Annotated in this window: 14 protein-coding genes; 11 read left to right on the forward strand and 3 right to left on the reverse strand. The window is 71.0% G+C overall.

Features of this window, described 5'->3' with window-relative positions:
- Nucleotides 1–201 precede the first annotated feature (201 nt).
- Together clpS and ACZ60M_RS11190 are read left to right on the forward strand one after the other, a co-directional pair.
- The gene (clpS, locus tag ACZ60M_RS11185) at nucleotides 202–504 is read left to right on the forward strand and encodes an ATP-dependent Clp protease adapter ClpS (protein WP_465417069.1); all 303 of its coding nucleotides are present in this window, start codon (nucleotides 202–204) and stop codon (nucleotides 502–504) included.
- Complete coding sequence (locus tag ACZ60M_RS11190; protein WP_465417042.1) at nucleotides 504–1,094, forward strand: DUF2017 domain-containing protein; 591 nt, start codon at nucleotides 504–506, stop codon at nucleotides 1,092–1,094. The genes clpS and ACZ60M_RS11190 overlap by 1 nt, the downstream gene beginning before the upstream one ends.
- Here the strand turns inward: ACZ60M_RS11190 and ACZ60M_RS11195 are convergent.
- Entirely contained in the window at nucleotides 1,091–3,838 is a 2,748-nt protein-coding gene (locus ACZ60M_RS11195; RefSeq protein ID WP_465417044.1) for an exo-rhamnogalacturonan lyase family protein, read from the reverse strand. The genes ACZ60M_RS11190 and ACZ60M_RS11195 overlap by 4 nt on opposite strands.
- A 179-nt stretch (nucleotides 3,839–4,017) precedes the next feature.
- On the opposite strand from ACZ60M_RS11195, the gene ACZ60M_RS11200 reads away from it, so the two are divergent.
- The 5 genes from ACZ60M_RS11200 (at nucleotide 4,018) to ACZ60M_RS11220 (ending at nucleotide 11,029) form a co-directional block, all read left to right on the forward strand.
- Nucleotides 4,018–5,853, forward strand: coding sequence for a rhamnogalacturonan lyase family protein (locus ACZ60M_RS11200; protein ID WP_465417046.1), 1,836 nt, complete (start codon nucleotides 4,018–4,020; stop codon nucleotides 5,851–5,853).
- A gap of 56 nt (nucleotides 5,854–5,909) precedes the next feature.
- Nucleotides 5,910–7,616, forward strand: coding sequence for a DUF2264 domain-containing protein (locus ACZ60M_RS11205; protein WP_465417047.1), 1,707 nt, complete (start codon nucleotides 5,910–5,912; stop codon nucleotides 7,614–7,616).
- Between the two features lie 142 nt (nucleotides 7,617–7,758).
- Nucleotides 7,759–9,051 carry an ABC transporter substrate-binding protein gene (locus ACZ60M_RS11210; RefSeq protein ID WP_465417049.1) on the forward strand — a complete coding sequence of 431 codons (1,293 nt, stop codon included), beginning with the start codon at nucleotides 7,759–7,761 and terminating at the stop codon, nucleotides 9,049–9,051.
- Nucleotides 9,052–9,108: 57 nt separating this feature from the next.
- Nucleotides 9,109–9,882, forward strand: a complete 774-nt coding sequence (locus tag ACZ60M_RS11215; RefSeq protein WP_465417051.1) for an SDR family NAD(P)-dependent oxidoreductase — start codon at nucleotides 9,109–9,111, stop codon at nucleotides 9,880–9,882.
- Between the two features lie 67 nt (nucleotides 9,883–9,949).
- A complete protein-coding gene (locus ACZ60M_RS11220) occupies nucleotides 9,950–11,029 on the forward strand; it encodes a LacI family DNA-binding transcriptional regulator (protein WP_465417053.1) in 1,080 nt (359 codons plus the stop codon).
- A gap of 38 nt (nucleotides 11,030–11,067) precedes the next feature.
- On the opposite strand, the gene ACZ60M_RS11225 is transcribed toward ACZ60M_RS11220, so the two are convergent.
- Nucleotides 11,068–12,231, reverse strand: coding sequence for an FAD-dependent oxidoreductase (locus ACZ60M_RS11225; protein ID WP_465417055.1), 1,164 nt, complete (start codon nucleotides 12,229–12,231; stop codon nucleotides 11,068–11,070).
- A gap of 99 nt (nucleotides 12,232–12,330) precedes the next feature.
- On the opposite strand from ACZ60M_RS11225, the gene ACZ60M_RS11230 reads away from it, so the two are divergent.
- The 3 genes from ACZ60M_RS11230 to ACZ60M_RS11240 are packed head-to-tail and all read left to right on the forward strand — an operon-like array spanning nucleotide 12,331 to nucleotide 15,004.
- Nucleotides 12,331–12,918, forward strand: coding sequence for a TetR family transcriptional regulator (locus ACZ60M_RS11230; RefSeq protein WP_465417057.1), 588 nt, complete (start codon nucleotides 12,331–12,333; stop codon nucleotides 12,916–12,918).
- Complete coding sequence (locus ACZ60M_RS11235) at nucleotides 12,911–14,062, forward strand: damage-control phosphatase ARMT1 family protein (protein ID WP_465417059.1); 1,152 nt, start codon at nucleotides 12,911–12,913, stop codon at nucleotides 14,060–14,062. Before ACZ60M_RS11230 ends, ACZ60M_RS11235 begins: the two co-directional genes overlap by 8 nt.
- Nucleotides 14,063–14,077: 15 nt before the next feature.
- The gene (locus ACZ60M_RS11240; protein ID WP_465417061.1) at nucleotides 14,078–15,004 is read left to right on the forward strand and encodes an alpha/beta hydrolase; all 927 of its coding nucleotides are present in this window, start codon (nucleotides 14,078–14,080) and stop codon (nucleotides 15,002–15,004) included.
- A 1-nt stretch (nucleotide 15,005) separates the two neighbouring features.
- Here ACZ60M_RS11240 and ACZ60M_RS11245 read toward each other — a convergent pair whose 3' ends face one another.
- Nucleotides 15,006–16,622 carry an acyl-CoA dehydrogenase family protein gene (locus ACZ60M_RS11245; RefSeq protein WP_465417063.1) on the reverse strand — a complete coding sequence of 539 codons (1,617 nt, stop codon included), beginning with the start codon at nucleotides 16,620–16,622 and terminating at the stop codon, nucleotides 15,006–15,008.
- A gap of 101 nt (nucleotides 16,623–16,723) precedes the next feature.
- Between ACZ60M_RS11245 and ACZ60M_RS11250 the strand changes: the two genes are divergently transcribed.
- Complete coding sequence (locus ACZ60M_RS11250; RefSeq protein WP_465417065.1) at nucleotides 16,724–17,779, forward strand: glucose 1-dehydrogenase; 1,056 nt, start codon at nucleotides 16,724–16,726, stop codon at nucleotides 17,777–17,779.
- The last annotated feature ends 101 nt before the right edge of the window (nucleotides 17,780–17,880 follow it).

The following is a 17,880-nucleotide window of genomic DNA, read 5'->3' on the forward strand; positions in this document are numbered from 1 at the left end:
CCGGGGCGGGTGACGCCGAGCACGCCGCCCTGCTCGAACACGCCACGCCCATCCGGGACGGTGCGAAGGACGAGGCCATCGCGCGCGGGCTGGCGATCTCGGTGCGCACCGGGCCCCGCCCGGGGCCGCCACAGTTGTTCGACTCCTCGCCGCTTCCCCGCGAAGGGATGGCAGCATTGGCGTGTGCCAGCCCGAACGCCCATGCCCGTCCGCTGCGCCGCGGCCGTGGAGACCGAACGAGCCGCGACGCCCGCCGCGACCGCCGATCCCGACATCCCGTGGATCACGCTCGTGCACAACGACCCGGTCAACCTGATGAGCTACGTCGCCTACGTCTTCCAGTCGTACTTCGGGTTCTCCGAGGCGAAAGCGAACCAGCTCATGCTCGACGTCCACAACAAGGGCCGCGCCGTCGTCTCCAGCGGCACGCGCGAGGAGATGGAGCGCGACGTGCAGGCCATGCACGGCTACGGCCTCTGGGCGACCCTGCGGCAGGACCGCTGATGGGCCGATTCTTCGAACCCGAGCACGGCGGCGCGGCCGCCTCCTTCGACGAGGTCGAGGCCGGGCTGCTGCGCGCCTACGCCGGGCAGATGCTCGAACTCGTCGACGCCCGCGAGGGCACCGGCGGCACCGCCGAGGACCTCATCGCCTCGGCCTTCAGCGAGGGCCCGACCGAGCTCCCCGAGGACCCGGCGCTGGCCCGCCTCTTCCCGGACGCGTACACCGATCTGGGCCCGGACGGTGATGCCGCCGCGGCCTCGGCCGAGTTCCGCCGCTACACCGAGCACGACCTGCGCGCCCGAAAGAGGGACGACGCGCAGGCCGTGATCAGCTCGCTCGAAGCGCTCGCCCCCGAGGGGTCCGGGCGCGAGGTGCTGCACCTGGACCCGGACGAGTGCCGCCACTGGCTGGGCGCCCTGAACGACCTGCGGCTCGTGATCGCCTCGCGGCTCGAGATCACCGCCGACGAGGACTTCGAGGAGCTGCTGGAGCTCCCCGAAGACGACCCGCGCCACCCGCTCGCGCTGGTCTACGGGTGGCTGACCACGTTGCAGGACACGCTCGTCGAGGCGATGATGCGCTCCCTCTAGGCGTCGGGGGCGAAGTCGCCGACCATGTGGAGGATCTGGATGGCGGCGAGGCCCCATTGGGCGATGTCGTTGGTGCCGCCGTTGGGCCACCAGGCGATCGGGTTGAGCGTCGTCTCGACGGCCTCGGTCTCGCGCGGCGTGTAGTCCGGCGCGTCCTTGGCGCCCCTGAACCGCTCCCAGGCGAGCCGCGCCTGCGACTCGTCGCCGGTCCGCTGGTACACGAACGCGTTCGCCCGCGTATACGAGTAGAGGAACAGGTCGCCGAAGCGGCCGCCGTACTCGGCCTCCTGCTCCGCGCGGGTCGCCGTGTAGAACCGGGAGTACTTGAGCCAGTCGGCCTCGAACGCCGGCATGTCGACCTGCTGGATCAGCTCGGCGCAGATCTCGATGCGGCCGAAGGAGTTCGAGAGGTTGCTGCGCTCGGTCACCGGGGTCTCGGCGATCGCGTACCGGCCGGTGTCGAGGTCGTACAGGCCCGAACCCTGCGCGAACCCGTTCGGCTGCGCCGCAATGGTCTCCATCGTGCCGAGCACCTTGTCGCGGCAGAACTCCCAGTCGGGGCCGCGCCGCTCCCACTCGGTGAGCCACGCGGCGGCGAGGGCCGCCCAGCTCGTGCCGAAGCCGATGTCGACCGCGTTCCGGTCGGGGTTCCACGGGTCGTCGGCGGCGCGGATCTTGCGGCCGGTGTCGAGGACGAGCGCGGTCTCCTCGCTGCTGGCGAGCATGTGGAGCATGTCGCCGGTGCGCTCGTCGGCCGTCAGGTAGTAGAAGTACCTGCGGTAGTTGGCGTTCGAGACGCGCACCTGCTTGGAGGAGTCGCCCCAGTGCTGGACGCCGTGCCGCGTGCCGAGCCCGGCCCACTCGCCGATGTGGTAGCAGTTGACCTCGCTTGTCTTGCGGGTCATGGCCTCGGCGAAGCGGAACACCTCGGGCCTGTTGGTGTGCAGGTACGCCATCCAGATCCACTGGTCGGGGGAGATCTCGGAGTTGTCCCACGCGTACCCGCCGACGTCGTACCGCCAGATCTTGCGGTCGGTGTCCTTGGAGTGCATGAAGTCCCCGAAGTCCCAGAACCCGTACCAGTGCCGCTGGTCCTGCTCGGTGCGGTAGTGCTCGAACAGGAAGTCCAACGTGTCCTCGACGTCGGCCTTGACCGGGTGGGACCGGTCGACGGGCCCGAAGAGCCCGCCGAAGGCCCCGGCGGCGCTCATGTGCTCGGTCGGGGCGATGACCTGCGGCTGGGCGCGCACGACGTCGGCCATCGCGCCGAGACGCTCGTGCGTAGGCGTCGCTTCGGTGACCCAGAACTGGAGCTCGGAGGTGCGGGCGACGCCGTACGGGGTGCCGAAGCCCGGTTCGTAGTCCTCGTAGGTGATCTCGAGGGCGTCGAGCTGCTCCGGGTAGGTGTCCTGGCCCATCCCGTCGTGGTAGAACCGCGTGTCCATCGGCTGGGCCTCGGGGGACCACATCCACACGGTCACCGTGGCCTCCTCGGTGTGGGCGCCGCGGATGTCGAGCCCGGTGGGGTGGCGCTGCCAGAAGTCCTTCATGCCGAACCCGAACCCGCCGGAGGGCCCGCCGACGTACCCGAACCCGGAGGCGCGGCGGCCCTGGTCTACGGGCACCCAGCCGTGGCCTTCCTTGGTGCGCTTCTTGACCGCGTACCCCTCGCTGGTGAGCTGCGCGAGCGAGTAGTCGCCCCAGTTCGGGATCCAGTGCAGCCGCGTCGTCACCCGCTGGTCCCAAGTGGACGGATCGGGCAGCTTCTGGCCCGCGACCTGGGCGGCGCGCACGGCCGCGCCGGGGTCGCGGCGCAGACCGGTGATGCCTTTGACCGATTCGGTGAGCTGGCCGTGGCCTTCGCCGACGAACCGCACGTGCCGGTCGTAGAGCGCATCGGTGAGCGACACTTTGAAGCGCACGCCGAGCCCGGCGATGTAGGCGTCGTCGCCGTCGGAGTCGTAGACGAACGTGTGCACCATGCGGAAGGACTCGCCGCCCGCGTAGAAGTACAGGCGCACGGTGAACGGCAGCCACGACTCCCCGCGGCTCTTGCGGTGCGTCCCAGTCACTTTGAGGACGGCGCGCACGGGGCCGTCCTGCTCGACCACGACCTCGTCGATGTCGCTGGTGTAGCGGTCGCGGCTGACCGAGCCGGTCTCGGGGTCGGGGGCCTCGTCCTGGGTGATGTTGACGAGGTGCCCCTCTTTGACGAGGGTGCGGTCGCCTCGCTTGATGTGCTTGACGAGGTCCTTGCCGCCCTTGCCGATCCGCGCGGTGATCACGCCCGTGTTCACGTCGATGTGGTGCTTCGACTCCGAGACGCTGACGGCGAACGCGGGCGCGGCGGGCTCCCCGGCGCTGAGCGTGAACGTCTCGGCGGTCGCGGCCGGGCCGACGGCGTGGGCGGTCCACTTCAGCGACCCGTCCGGCCAGTACGCGAGCGGCCAGGTCTGGACCGGCACGGTGGCGCCGTCGTCGGCGACGAGCTGGAACTGCTGGTCCTCGGGGAAGCAGCCCTTGCCCCACGGCACGCCCCAGGTCGAGCCGGGGGACTCGGCGGGTTTCCCTTCGAGCCAGCGCAGTTCGACAGCGTCCAGGCCTGCATTGTCGGCGGTGTCGTTCTGCGCGTGGGCCGGTGACGCTTCGAAGAGCGCGGCGGCGGCCGCGACTCCGGCGGTGGTGGCGAGGACGCCGCGGCGGCTGACGCCTGGGGTTCCGGTTTCCGGGGCGGGACTGGTCAAGGTTCCTCCAGTGAGATGGGTGCACCGCAAGGGGTTTAATCGTTTTAACTCAAGGGGTTCAATATAGTCATGCGTCGATGTATAGTCAAGCCTTCGAGGAAGCGCCCGATACGGTCGGTTCAAGGCATGACGACCGGCCCGCAGTCGCTTCCGTTCCAACCGGCATACTTGGAGCCGTCATGGAAACGTTTACGCGAGTTCGGGTCGCTGGGGCGGTGGTCGGACTCCTGGCCGCCTCCGCCGCCTTCGCCCTGAATGCCACGACCACCCACGCTCAAGAACCCGTCACCGTCCAGCAGACCGTCCGCCCCATGGAAGACCTCGGCCGCGGCGTCGTCGCCGTCCGGTCCAGCGCCGCCAGCGTCCTCGTCAGCTGGCGCCTCCTCGGCCTCGATCCGAGCGGCACCGGCTTCAACGTCTACCGCTCCACCGCGGGCGGCGCCTGGACCAAGCTCAACGCCTCGCCGCTCACCGGCGGCACCAACTACACCGACTCGACCGCGAACCTCGCGCAGGCCAACGCCTACCGCGTCACCGCCGTCACCGGCGGTACCGAGCAGCAGCCCAGTACCGCGTTCACCTTGAGCGCCAACCACGCCGAGGAACCCGTCGTCCGCATCCCGCTGCGCGACGGCGGCCCCGTCAAGTTCACCTGGACCGGCGACCTCGACGGCGAGTACGACTACGTCGTCGACCGCCAGACCTCGCCCCAGTCCATCGAGGCGTACAAGAGCGACGGCACGTTCCTGTGGGAGGTCGATCTCGGCCCCAACAGCACCAACCAGGACAACATCGAACCCGGCTCCGCCACCGTCGACGTGGGCCACAACGACGGCGTCACCGTCTACGACTTCAACATGGACGGCCGCGCCGAAGTCGCTCTGAAGATCGCCGACGGCGTGACCTTCGGCGACGGCGCCACCTGGACCCACGCCGACGACAACCGCCAGTTCATGGCCGTCCTCGACGGCCAGACCGGCGCCCTGCGCAACTGGTCCGCCGTCCCCACCGACTACCTCGCCGACGGCCCCCTGGCCGCCCGCTTCGGCGTCGGCTACCTCGACGGCGTCACCCCCAGCCTCGTCGCGTTCATGAAGAACCGCAAGGACGACGGCTCCTTCAACCTCATGATCGCCGCCTGGAACTGGAGCGGCCAGAACCTCACCCAGCAATGGAAGTGGCTGCGCGGCTCCACCGACGCCCCCGACGGCCACAACACCCGCATCATCGACGTCAACGGCGACGGCAAGGACGAAGTGGCCGAGATCGGCTTCGTCCTCAACGGCGACGGCACCCTCCGCTACTCCCTTGCGAGCCAAGGGATCATCCACGGCGACCGCTTCCACATCGCCGACATCGACCCCGCCCGCCCCGGCCTCGAAGGCTACGGCGTCCAGCAGGACAACCCCAGCGGACTGCGCGAGTACTACTACGACGCTTCCACGGGCCAGATGATCTGGAAGCACACCCTCAGCGGCACCGCCGACGTCGGCCGCGGCATGGCCGGGGACGTCGACCCCCGCTACCCCGGCATGGAGGTCTGGTCCTTCGACGGCCTCTACAACGCCTCCCAGAACACCCTCACCGAACCCGATACCGGGCTGCGGCCCTGGCCGCAACTGGGCCTGTGGTGGGACGGCGACCTCACCATGGAACTGCTCAACGCCGGCAAGATCGAGGAGTGGGACCCGCTCAACCCCACCCCCACCGGCAGCCTGCCCCGCATCGAGAGCACCTGGAACTACGGCGCCGTCACCGCCGCCCAGAGCGGCCCCACCCTCGTCGGCGACCTCTTCGGCGACTGGCGCGAAGAAGCCGTCTACACCAACGCCGCCTACAACCAGCTCATCGTCTTCACCACCGACAAACCCACGACCACCAGGCTCTACACCCTGGCGCACAACCCCGCCTACCGCAACGCCATGACCCTCCACGGGTACATGCAGTCCCACCACCCCGACTACTTCCTCGGCGCGGGAATGAATACCCCGCCCGCGCCCCGCATCACCTACTGACCGCAAGGCGGGGGCGCACCGGCGGCCCCGCCCCACGAACCGATAGCGAGTGCTCTGTGACCACCCCACTGCGGGCCTTCGGGCCGCTCGAACCGACCTACACCGGCTGGCAGGAAGCGGCGGTCGCCCTCGGCCGACCCGCCGTCGACCTCGCCGCCCGCGGGCCGGACGAGATGCCCGTGACCATGTCGAACCATTCCCACCTGGAGAACTGGTTCGAACTGGTCACGCGGCCGCTGTGGGGCCTCGCACCCGCCAAGGACGCCGTGCCGGACGACCTCTGGCACCGCCTCGCGCACACCGTCGCGCTCGCCCTCGACCCGAGCGGCGAGTGGTACATCGGCGACGTCGGAGCCCGCAACCAGCGCTGCGTCGAGTCCGCCGCCCTCGGCTGGGCCCTCACCCTCGCCCCCGAACAGCTCTGGGACCCCCTGGCGTCCAAGGACAAAGACCACGTCACCGCCTGGCTCACCCAGGCCTACCAGGCCGAGGTCATCGACAGCAACTGGCGGTTCTTCCCCGTCCTCGCCGGGCACGGCCTCGACGCCATCGGCGCCGAACGCGACCCCGCGATCGCCGACGCCCACCTCAAACGACTGGGGGAGTTCCATCTCGGCGACGGCGTGTACGAGGACGGCCCCGGCAACCGCGTCGACTACTACAACCCCTTCGCCTTCCACACCTACGGCCTGCTCCACTACCGCATCACGGGCGACGACCGCTTCGTCGAACCGGCCGCCGCCTTCGCCCGCAAGTTCCGCTCCTGGTTCGCCGCCGACGGCGCGGGCGTCCCCTATGGACGCAGCCTCGGCTACCGCTTCGCGCAGGGCTGCCTGTGGGGCGCGCTGGCCGCCGCCGACGTGGAGGCGGTGCCGTGGGCCGAGGCCGCCGGGTTCAGCCGCCGCCACCTCGCATGGTGGTGGGACAAGCCGATTCTGGAACCGGACGGGCGCCTCAGCATCGGCTACGGCTACCCGAACGACGCCCTGGTCGAGCAGTACCTCACGGCAGGTTCCCCCTGGTGGGCCTCGAAGGTCTTCACGGGCCTGCTCGCCGGAACCGACCATCCCTTCTGGACTGCCGAGCCAGCGCTGCCCGGCCCGGTGGTCGAGCCGCACCCGCCCGCGCGCGCCGTCCATGTGCGCGACACCGGAGGCCACGTCACTCGCCTGAACGGCCAGGCCTGGCGGGCGATGATGCGCGGCGGCAAGGACACCTACGGCAAGCTCGCCTACTCGACCCTCACCGGCTTCTCGCACTCGGTGGACGGCCCCGGCCTGGAAGCGGCCGCCCCTGACGGCGCCCTGGTGTTCTCGGAGGACGGCCGCCACTGGCGGGGCCGCGAGGACTCCGACGACGGCGTCATCGGCGCCGACGGCACGGTCACCGTCACCTGGCACCCCTGGGAAGACGTGCGGGTCACCACCACAATGGAGGCGACGCCCGACGGCTGGCACACCCGCACCCACGAGATCGACACCGCGCGGCGGCTCCACACCGGCGAAGGCGGCTGGTGCGTCCCGCGCGACGGCCACGACGCGGCAGTCGCGAACGACCGCGTCAGCGTTGTCTCCCAAGGCATCCGCAGCGAGATCGTGGACGACAGCGCCTCGCAAGGGCGTGGGAACCGCTGCGCCGGGCTCGTCTCCCCGATGCCCGGCACGCACCTCTACTGGCCCGCAACGGTGCTCCCGGTGCTCACCGGCGTGCTCGAACCGGGCCGCCACCTGCTCCGCGCCCGGATCTACGCCGGGAGGGACTGAATCTCGACCCGAGCACCTTGACAGCGTTGGAAAGCGCGATCTAAGGTGACACATCGAAAGTTAAAACGATTTAACAATGCCGATGCCCCACCCCCGCCCGCTTCCCCCCATCCCCTCCCCTCACACCAGAAGGAGTGCATCAATGTCGATCCACAATCCCCTCCGCCGCCGGAGCCTGCTCGCGGGCGCCACGGCCGCCGCCGCGCTCGGCGCGGCGGCCGCGTGCGGCGACGACAGCCCGGCCGGGACCGCCGAGGACCCGGTCGAGATCGGCTTCGAGTGGTGGGGCGACGACGCCCGCGCCGAGGTCACCAGGCAGGCCGTCGACCTGTTCATGGAGAAGCACCCGGGCATCAAGGTCCGCGCGAACTTCGCCGACTACCCGGCCTACTGGGAGAGCCTGACCGGCCGCATGGCCTCGCGCGACCTCCCCGACGTGTTCCAGATGGACTACCCGCGCCTGCGCCAGTTCGGCGCCACCGGGATGCTGCTGCCCCTCGACGGCGTCGTGGCGACCGACGACTTCCGCGACGGCGTGCTCGAGACCGCCAAGCTCGACGGCAAACTCGTCGCCGTCCCGGTGGGCAGCAACATGTTCGGCCTCATCTACCGCCCGGACTGGTTCGAGGAGCACGGCATCGCCGCGCCCGAAGCCGGGTACTCGTGGGAGGAGTACGGCGCGCTCATCGCCCAGATGACCACGGCGCTCGGCGAAGGCAAGTGGGGCGGCAGCGACTGGGCCAGCTCGTACCTGCTCATGGAGTTGTGGCTGCGGCAGCAGGGCGGCGCGTTCTACGCCGACGACGCCGCGAGCCTCGCGTTCACCAAGGACCAGCTCGTCGAGTGGTGGTCCTCGACCACCGCGCTCGTCTCCTCGGGCGCGATGCCCACGCCGGACGTCGCCGCCGAGGCGACCGCGCCCGGCGTCGCGGGCGGCGTGATGGCCAGCGAACTGCGCTGGGACACCGCGATGAGCGGCTACTGGGCGGCCGTGGAAGAAGGCGGCGGCACGCTCGCGCTCGCCCCGCCGCCCTCCGCCGACCCGAGCAACCTCGCCCTGCACCTGCGCCCGTCCGTGCAGTTCGTGATCGCAGCGAACTCCGAGTTCCCGGCCGAGAGCGCCAAACTCATCGAGTTCATGCTCTCCGACCCCGAGGCCGCCGCGATCCTCGGCACGAACCGGGGCATCCCTTCGACGAAGACCGGCCTCGCCAGCGTCGAGATCGACGAGGCCTCGCAGGTCGTGCTCGACTACGAGGCCACTGTGGAGCAGTACCTCATCGAGGCCCCGGTGGTGCCCCCGGCCGCCGCCGGTTCCATCGAGGCCAAGTTCACCGAGATCTACGGCCAGGTCCAGTACGGCGAGATGACCCCGGCCGAAGCGGCCGACCTCTTCTTCACCGAGGCCGAGACGCTGTTCCAGAGCGAGCAGTAAGGAGCGGGGGAGCGGCGCCTGAGAGGAGGGCCGCTCCCCACCCCATAGACTCGGCCGATGCACGCCACCCCCACCGCCCTCGTCACCGGCGCCGCCTCCGGCATCGGGGCCGCCTTCGCCCAGGCGCTCGCCCGCGAGGGCTACCGGCTCGTCCTCGTCGACCGCGACACCGAAGGGCTGCAAGCCATCGCGGCGACACTCGACACCGAGACCGAGACCGTCACGGCCGACCTCACCGCCGAAGCCGACATCGCCCGCATCGAGGCACACTGCCGCACAGGCCTCGACCTCCTCGTCAACAACGCCGGATTCGGTCACCCGACAGAATTCCTGGACACCCCGATCGAAGCCGAGATCGCCATGTCGCGGCTGCACGTCGAAGCGGTCCTGCGCCTCACGGTCGCGGCCCTGCCCGCCATGATCGAACGAGGCAGCGGCGGCATCGTCAACACCGGCTCGGTGCTCGGGTTCTTCCCCAGCTCGACGTATTCGGCGAGCAAGGCGTGGGTCATCAACTTCAGCCAGTCGGCGGCCGTCAAGGCCCGGCCGCACGGCGTGAAGGTCATGGTCCTGTGCCCCGGTTTCACCCGCACCGGGTTCCACGACACCGCGCGCATGAACATGACCGCCGTCCCGCGCTTCCTCTGGCTCCAAGCCGACACCCTCGTCGCGGCCGCGCTGCGGGACCTGCGCAAAGGCAAGGCCGTGAGTATCCCCGGCTGGCACAACAAGGCCATCGCGGCCCTCAGCCGCCTGCTGCCGATGCGCCTGATCCTGCGTATCCACTCCAGTGGCGGCAAAGGCTCCATGGCGGTCCGCGAAGCCGCGTGAACTTGACACGCCCTCACCAACCGGGAATCATGGTTTCAGTAACCGTTCTTGAAACTGTTTAACCGAGGTGAGTTCTTTGGCGCGCAAAGCGAGTGCTTCGGGCGACGGGACGCGCCACACCACCATCCGCGAGGTCGCCGAACGGGCCGGCGTCTCGGTCGCCACCGTCTCGCGCATCCTCTCCGGCACCTACCCGGCCGCGCCCGCGACCCGCAGCAAGGTCATGCGCGCCGTCGAAGAGCTCGACTACGTCGCCAACCACCACGCCCGCGCCCTCCAGGGCACCACCCGCAAGAGCATCGCCATCATCGTCAACTCGGTGATCTCCCCGCACTACGCCCATGTGGCCCAAGGGGTTCAGACCCAGGCCGCCGAGGACAGCCGCCTGTGCCAGATCGGCACCACCGGCGGCGACGCCGAACGCGAACTCGCCATGGTCCAGTTCATGCGCGAGCAGCACCCCGAGGCCGTGATCCTCGTCGGCAACGTCAACGCCGACGCCGAGTACCGGGCCCGCATGAGCCGGTACGCGCACGCGCTCGCCGCGATCGGCTCCCGCCTCGTCCTGTGCGGGCGGCCCCCGCTCGGCCCCGACGTCCCGGCCGTAGTGGTCGAGTACGACAACACCGGCGGAGCGTTCGCCGCCACGAGCCACCTGCTTTCCAACGGCCACAAGCGCATCCTCTACCTCGGCCGCCGCCCCGGGTTCACCACGGCCGACGCCCGCATCGAGGGCTACCGCAAGGCCCTCGCCGCCTACGGCGTCGCACCCGACCCCGGGCTCGAGGTCGACGGCACCTTCGAGCGCTTCGAGGGCTACCGGATGATGAAGGAGCGCCTGGCCGCCGGGCCGCCCGACTACACGGCGGTCTTCTCAGGCAACGACCAGATCGCCGCCGGGGCCCGCCAGGCCCTCCTCGAACACGGCCTCCGCGTCCCCGAGGACATCTCCATGGTCGGCTTCGACGACCTGCCCCCGGCCGCCGACATCGACCTCACCACCGTCTACCAGCCCCACGAGGAACTGGGCCGCACCGCCGTCCGCCTCGCCCTCGAACACGCCCGCCAAGGCGGCCCGCCCCCGCACACGATCCTCGGCACCCACCTCGTCCTCAGGGGCTCGGTCCGCCCCCTCGTCCTGAGCTGATCCGCGATCGCGGCGGCGGGAGCGGCGAGCGCGAACCGCTAGCGCGCCTTCTCGATCGAACGGCGCACCAGCGTGCTGACGCCGGGGAGGGTGATGGCGCGCATCATCATGTCGCTCATCCACACGTGGAACGCCGTGGGCGGCGCGAACTGGGCGATGCCCCTGCGCGCCAAGGCCTGACGCTTCACGACCTCCGGGCGCAGGCCCGCTTCCCATTCGGCGAGCGCGGCATTGACGTCGTCGCCGTGGCGTTCCAAGGCCCCGCCGAGCCGGTCCGCGCCCGAGAGCGCCAGGCCCGCACCGTATCCGGCGAAGAGCGTTACGCACCACGCGGCGTCTCCGAGCAGGACGACCCGGCCGCTGCTCCAAGCGTCCATGCGGATCTGGCTCACCGAGTCGAAATAGGCGCCTGATGCGACACTCCGGAGCTGATCCAGCGCATCCGGGACACCGCCGCCCAGGTCCCCGAAGACCTCGCCCAGCGCGGCGGCCGGGCCGCGTTCGAGGTCCGTCGCGGGGCCGCGGTAGGCGAAGAACGCCGACGACCGGCCGGGCCCGAGGTTGATCACGGCCGCCGTGCGGTGCGGGCCGATGAACGTGGTACCGCTGCCTTCCGCGAGACCTTGAGGGACCCGGCTGAGCGGGAACGCGCCGACCATATGGTCCAGGTCGACCCGGAATTCCGACTCCTCGCCGAATGCGAGGCTACGGATACACGAGTGCAGTCCGTCCGCGCCGATCAGCAGGTCCGCGTGCTCGGTCGAGCCGTCGCTGAGCGTCGCGGTGAGACCGTTCGCGTCCTGCGCCACGGCAGTCACGGTGACGCCGAAGCGGAACTCGGCGGTGCCCTCGACCGCCTCGAACAGCACCGACTCCAGGTCACCCCGGAACGCCGACATCGCCCGCGCGCCCTGCGCGGCCTCCACGATCGCCTGCGGCACCGTGAACTTCACCGAGCCGTCCGCCCGCACGAGCACCGACGTGAACGCGCCGAGATCACGCTTCCCCAACTCCGGCAAGAGTCCCAGCGCCTCGACCGCGTCGAAGCCGCTCCCGAGCAGATTGAGCATGTACCCGCTGCTGCGCCGCTCGGGCGCGCGCTCGACCACGACCGCGTCCCAGCCCGCCCGGTGCAGCCGCAGCGCCGCCGCCAGCCCGGCGATCCCCGCGCCCACCACGATCGCCTTGCGCTTCTTCCGCATCTTCGCCTCCGATCAGTTTGAACAAGTGTTCATCATGAGTATGAACGATTGCTCAAACTCGCGGCGAGGCCCCCTCCGCAGCCCGATACACTGGGCCCCGTGCCACGAGGAGTCGCAATACCCGAGCTGCGCCAGCAGCTGTTCACCGCCGCCGAGCGCGTCATCCTCCGCGACGGCCCCGGAAAACTCAGCGGCCGCGCCGTCACCACCGAAGCCCGCGTCGCCGCCGGACTCCTCTACGCCCACTTCACCGACCTCGACGACTTCCTCGCCGCCTACGCCGTCGACCGCTCCTTCGTCGTCATCGCCGCCGCCCGCACGCTCCCCGAACAGGCCGGAACCGGCGACCCCGCCGCCAACCTCGGCGACACCCTCCTCGCCATCCCCCGCGACACCCTCGCCGCGCTCGCGCGCCTCCTCGTCCTCCGCCCCGAACTCGCCGACCGCGTCCACGACGTCCTCGGCGGCGACACCGCCCTCGACACCATCGAGCAGGCCGCCGCCGACTACCTCGAAGCCGAACGCCGCCTCGGCCGCACCGCCGCCGACCCCCGCACCGTCGCGCTGGCTGTCACCGGCGCCCTCCACCACCTGGTGCTCACCGCCGAGGACCCGGACGACCGACTCCGGCCAGCGATCGAATCGCTGGTCGGCTCCACCGCGAACGAACGGAGCGGCAATGGCTGACCTGCCCCCGCGCATCGGCATCGACCGGCCCGGCTCCTTCAGCCGGGCCTGCTTCCACGAGCGCCACCCGGTCCTCATCGCGAACCTCATCGCCGACCTCCCGTACCCGCCGCGCATCCGCGCCCGCCTCGAAGCCCTGCTCGAGGAGTCCCTGAATGGCACGGTCCCCGCCGAGGTCCCGCCCGGCCCGAACCGTGAGTTCTGGGAAGCGGAGATCGCCGCCCGCGCGGGCACGCCCTGGAGCGCCCTGCCGTACCTGTGGGCCGAGTCGTACTTCTACCGCCGCCTGCTCGAAGCGACCGAGTACTTCGACGCTGAGAGCCCCTGGGGCGGCGTCGACCTCTTCGCGCCGCAGAAGCACGCGCAGCTCGCAGGGGACGAACTGCGGTCCGACCTCGACACCTACGCCGCGCTCAGCGAACGCGAGCCCGAGGAGCGCCGCCGGGCCCTGCTCTTCGCGAGCCTGTGGGGCAACCAGGCCGACCTCGGCTTCCGCACGACCACTTCCATTGCGGGGCAGAGCGATGTCGTAGTCGACGACAGTGCCGCGATCGGGGACCTCGTCGACGGACCCGGCAGCGGACCCGTGATCGTGGTGGCCGACAACGCGGGCCGCGAACTCACCGCCGACCTCGCCCTGATCGACGCGCTCCTGGAGACGGGGAAAGTGGAGCTGCACCTCAAGCCGCACCCCTACTTCGTCTCCGACGCCACCGGCAACGACCTCCTCGCCACCCTCGACACGTTGGCCGCCAACCCGAACAAGCCCGTGCAGGCCCTCGCCCAGCGCCTGCGCGACGCGATCCGTGACGACCAGCTCATTGTCCGCACCCACGGCTTCTACGCGCTGCCCTCGACCTACCGGCACCTCCCGGCAGGCCTCGCCCGCGATTTCGCGGCCGCCCGGCTCGTGATCGTCAAGGGCGACTTGAACTACCGCCGCCTCGTCGGCGACCGTGAATGGGACCCGACCACGCCCTTCGGCGAGGTCGTCGCGTACTTCCCTGGCGACGTGGCCGCCCTGCGGACCGCGAAGTCGGACCTCGCCATCGGCATCGACCCGGCCCGTCTCACCGAGTTGGATACCGCTTCCCCCAAGTGGCGCATCAGCGGCACGCACGCGATGATTCAGGTGCTGCACTGATTCGAGGAGGCGACGTTGCCGGTCGACGAGTACTTCACCACGATGTTCCAGGGGATCGCGGAAGCCACCGCGCCAGGCGGTTCTGACGAGGAGAAAGGCGCGCTCGCGCAGGCGTACATGCGCGAGTACATCGGCGACGCCCTCGCCTGGGACGCCACCGGGGTCGCGATCGAGGACACGGTGATCGACGGCCCGCACGGCCCGATCCCGGTGCGCTTCTACCGCCCCGAAGGCCCGCTCAACGGCGCCGTCCTGTGGTGCCACGGCGGCGGTTTCCGCCACGGCGACCTCGACATGTTCGAGGGCCACGGCGTGAGCATCGAGCTCGCCCGCCGCGCCGGAGTGGCGGTGGCCTCAGTGGACTACCGGCTCGCCGACGGCACCGTCAAGTACCCGGTCCCGATCGACGACGTGCACGCCGCCTGGAACTGGTGGACCGAGAACGCGGGCACCGAAGGTCCGATCGGCCTCGGCGGCGCCAGCGCCGGTGCCGCGCTCGCCCTCTCGGCCGCGTTGCGCACCAGGGACTCCGGCGGCCGTGCGGCCGACGTGCTGCTGCTCGCCTACCCGTTCGCGCACTACCCGAACCCCTCGCTGAGCCCGGCCATGAGCGTCGAGATGAACGCCGTGCCGTTCCGGTTCGAGCCCGAGGGCGTCGAGGACATGGTCCGCAACTACGTGGGGCGCATCAGCGACGTCCCGGCGGACGCCCTCCCTGGCGCGGCCCGTTTGGACGGTCTGCCGCCCGTGCGCATCGTCGTCTCCGAGTACGACGACCTCCGCGCCTCCGCCGACCTGCTCGAACGCCAGCTCCGCGAGGTGGGCGTCCCGGTCGAGTCCTACCTGGCCGCAGGCATGACCCACGGCCACCTCAACCATTCGCCGAACCTCCCTGAGGTCTCGCACTCCCTCGACTTCTTCGTCAAGGGCCTCAACGCCTGATTCAGGCGGGCAGGTGCCGGGCGACGATCGCCGCCGCCATTTTTGTCTGCGCCGCACCGTAGTTCAGGCCCCGGTCGGGGCCGAGACGGGTGGCGCAGAAGGCGTCGGCGACTTCGGCCGGGGAATGGCGGATCAGCAGTGAGGCCTGGAGGGCCAGGCCGAGGTCTTCGGTGAGGCGCCGGGCCCCGGCGGGTTCGGCGCCCTTGAGGCGTTCCTTGAGCCCTTTGAGGTGCGCGCCGAGCCGGACGTCCGCTTCGGCGGAGGGCGTGACCTCGGCGAGGAACGCTTCGGCGGCTTCGGGCGCGGTCGCGAGCGCGCGCAGCACGTCGAGGCAGATGACGTTCCCCGAACCCTCCCAAATGGACAGGAGAGGCTGCTCGCGGTAGCGGCGGGCGAGCGGTGCTTCTTCGATGTACCCGTTGCCGCCCAGGCATTCCAGGGCCTCGGCGGCGTGCCCCGGGCCGCGCTTGCACACCCAGTACTTCGCGACGGCGGTTGCGAGCCTGCGGAACGCGGCCTGGCCGGGGTCGTCGTACGCCGAGGCCAGGCGCATCATCGTGGCGGTGGCCGCCTCGGACTCGACGCAGAGGTCGGCGAGCACCTGCGTCATGAGCGGCTGGTCGATGAGCTTGGCGCCGAAGGCGCTGCGGTGCGCGGCGTGCCAGACCGCCTCGGTGGTGCTCTGCCGCATCCCGGCGGCGGTGGCGATGACGCAGTCGAGCCGGGTGTGGTTGACCATCTCGATGATGTGGGCGACCCCGCGGCCCTCTTCGCCGACGAGGTGCGCGACGGCGTCGTGCAGTTCGATCTCGGCTGAGGCGTTCGAGCGGTTGCCGAGCTTGTCCTTCAAGCGCTGCAAGCGGATCGCGTTGCGGGTGCCGTCGGGCATGACGCGGGGGAGCAGGAAGCACGAGAGCCCGCCGGGCGCCTGGGCGAGCACGAGGAACGCGTCGTTCATCGGCGCGGAGCAGAACCACTTGTGGCCGCGCAGGGTGTACGTCCCGTCAGTGGAAGGCGTTGCGGCCGTGGTGTTCGCGCGCACGTCCGAGCCGCCCTGTTTCTCGGTCATGGCCATCCCGACGAGCACGCCGGCCTTCTCCTGCGGCGGGCGCAGGCCCGGGTCGTACTCGGGCGCGGTGATGAGCGGTTCCCACTCGGCCGCGAGCGCGGGGCTGGCGCGGAGGGCGGGGACGGCCGCGTACGTCATCGAGATCGGGCAGCAGTGCCCCGGCTCGGTCTGGGCGAGCAGCGACAACAGCACTGCGCGCCCGGCGTGCGCGCCCGGCCCGGGTTCGGCCCACGGCATGGCGTGCGCGCCGTGCTCCACGGCGAGGCGCATGAACCGGTGCCACGACGGGTGGAACTCGACCTCGTCCACGCGGTTCCCGTACCGGTCGTGGGTGCGCAGCACCGGCGGGTACCGGTGCGCCTCGTCGGCCCACCGCGCCGCCTCCGCGCCCGCGAGGGCGTCGCCGAGGGCCCTCGCGCGCGGGGCGATCGCGTCGGCTCCCGCCCACGCGGCGGCCTCGCGCAGCGGCGCGTTGGACTCGAACAGGTTGCGATCCACCAGCGGCGGGACCTGATTCGTGACAGTGTGGGTGTCGGCGGCACCGGTCATCGCGCGCTCCCTTGCTCGGCAGATCCCACATGGTAGTACCGATGACGCGCCCGGGGAAGCGCCGTTCGCGTCCGCCGACCGACGAGAGGGAGAGGGTCGCCATGCGCGCCTTGACGTTTGCCCCCGGAAGCGGGGGCACGCTGGAAGTCACCGAGGTCGACGATCCGTCGCCCGGCGTGGGCGAGCTGCTGGTCGAGGGGCTCGCGCTCGGGGTGTGCGGCACCGACAAGGAGCTGGCGAACGGCGAGTACGGGTGGGCCCCTGACGGAGCCGAGCGGATGGTCATCGGCCACGAATCGCTCGGCCGGGTCCGGTCGGCCCCTGAGGGCAGCGGTTTCGCCCCTGGCGACCTCGTGGTGGGCGTGGTGCGCCGACCCGATCCGGTGCCGTGCGGGGCGTGCGCGCGCGGGCAGTTCGACTCGTGCCGCAACGGCGACTACATGGAGCGCGGCATCAAGCAGCTCGACGGTTTCGGCAGTGAACTGTGGACCGTCGAGGCCGAGTACGCGGTGAAGCTCGACCCGGAACTGTCCGATGTGGGTGTCCTGCTGGAGCCGATGAGCGTCCTCGCGAAGGCCTGGGACCAGATCGACAGGATCGGCTCCCGCGCCTGGTTCGAGCCGCGCACGGTCCTGGTCACCGGTGCGGGCCCGATCGGGCTGCTCGCCGCGCAGATCGGCGCGCAGCGCGGGCTCGAGGTGCACGTCTTCGACCGCAACGAGAGCGGCCCGAAGCCGAAGCTCGTCGCCGAGCTGGGCGCGGCCTACCACTGCGAGACCATGGCCGAGGCGGTGGCCGCGTCCGAACCGGACATCGTCATCGAGGCGACGGGCGCCTCGGCGCTCGTGTTCGACGCGATGGCCGCGACCGGGGCGTTCGGGATCACCTGCCTGACGGGCGTCTCGCCCGAGGGCCGGTCCGTGGCGGTCGACGCGGGCGGCGTGAACCGGCGGATCGTGCTGGAGAACGACGTGGTCTTCGGGACGGTCAACGCCAACCTGGACCACTACGCCGACGCGGCGCGCCTGCTCGCCGGGGCCGACCAGGCCTGGCTCGGCCGCCTCATCACCCGCCGTGTGCCGTTGAGCCGCTACGCGGAGGCCTTCACGAGCGAGCCCGGCGACGTCAAGGTCGTCATCGACCTCACTGCGGCGTAACGGAACAGCGGGGGGGGGGGGGGGGGGGGGGGGGGGGGGGGGGGGGGGGGGGGGGGGGGGGGGGGGGGGGGGGGGGGGGGGGGGGGGGGGGGGGGGGGGGG

The sequence above is a fragment of the Glycomyces sp. NPDC050141 genome (genome assembly GCF_055586545.1).